Origin of the sequence: Vibrio sp. 10N.286.49.B3 (assembly GCF_002873395.1) — a bacterium.
In the GTDB taxonomy this organism is placed as follows: Bacteria; Pseudomonadota; Gammaproteobacteria; order Enterobacterales; family Vibrionaceae; genus Vibrio.
Genome location: NZ_MCUV01000047.1, coordinates 1 through 399 on the forward strand (window position 1 = coordinate 1; position 399 = coordinate 399).

At 48.4% G+C, this 399-nt stretch carries 1 protein-coding gene; it reads left to right on the top strand.

Annotated elements, in window-relative coordinates; all coding sequences use genetic code 11:
• Positions 1-399: VCBS domain-containing protein (locus tag BCU68_RS15490; protein WP_198591757.1), on the top strand; the 399-nt coding region annotated here is incomplete at both ends.

The window sequence follows — 399 nt, forward strand, 5'->3', positions numbered from 1 at the left end:
ACGGAACATACCATTACCGTGACGATCACGGGTGTTAATGATGCCGCAATTATCTCCGGTGATGCGGTTGGTGAAGTCGTTGAAGATGAATCGACCCCGACCTTAACGGACAATGGTCAGTTGACCATTGCGGATGCGGATGGTGTGCTGCAAGAAGTCTTTGATCCAGCGAGTGTAGTACCTGCTCCTGGCGTGCTAGGTAGCCTGACTTTAACTGAGGATGGGGCGTGGGATTACAGTGTCATTAACTCAGAAGTGCAGTATTTAGCAGAAGGTGAGACGAAAGAGGAATTGTTCACTATCACTTCAGAAGATGGCACCGAGCATATCATTACCGTGACGATTACCGGTGTTAATGATGCTGCTGAAATTACTGGAGATGATGCGGTCACCATTGCT